At 55.1% G+C, this 548-nt stretch carries 1 protein-coding gene and 1 pseudogene; both read right to left on the reverse strand.

Features of this window, described 5'->3' with window-relative positions:
• Positions 1-37: 37 nt before the first annotated feature.
• Positions 38-301, reverse strand: coding sequence for a YlbG family protein (locus L692_RS0110865; protein WP_025699771.1), 264 nt, complete (start codon positions 299-301; stop codon positions 38-40).
• Positions 302-341: 40 nt separating this feature from the next.
• Positions 342-548, reverse strand: a pseudogene (locus L692_RS0110870) (YlbF family regulator); the annotation flags it as partial.

Here is a 548-nt window from a genome sequence, read left to right on the forward strand (position 1 = left end):
CAGACCTGCTGTCCGCCGCTTGGGAGCTGCTCCCGGGTTACAATCCGTAATAACGGGTCTTGTCCGGTTCGTTGCCGGAGTACTCTGTCTTCAGCTCATTCCGGTAGGAACGTTCAATCTTGCGGACATATGACAGCCTGCGGATGTTCTTCATCACTTCCTCCGCACGGTCTGAATTTACGTACATAACCGCGTAATGCATTTTCCGTGAAATGTAATGCAGGGTGCCGTACTTCTCCAGGTTGCGAGCGGCTTTTACATCGCTGACCCAAATGATATAACCTGTTCGTTCCGCAATCATGCGCTTCTCCGCCTTTCTGTCTTGGGCTTCCTTCGGCGGATCAGCCGCAGGAGCATTTGCCGCCGCTGCCGCAGCCGCCTCTTGGCAAGGGATCGTTGCCGGGAACCTTGATGCTGTCCGAAACCGCATAGGCAATCGTCTCCGACATGGAGAGAAGCATATCGTCCAGAGTCTTCTCCGCCAGCTTGAAGCGGACAACCTCCTCGAATTGCTCGAGTTCGGCTTCAACCGCCGCAACCTCTTCCCT

Origin of the sequence: Paenibacillus forsythiae T98, from assembly GCF_000520735.1 — a bacterium.
GTDB lineage: Bacteria > Bacillota > Bacilli > Paenibacillales > Paenibacillaceae > Paenibacillus_AQ > Paenibacillus_AQ forsythiae.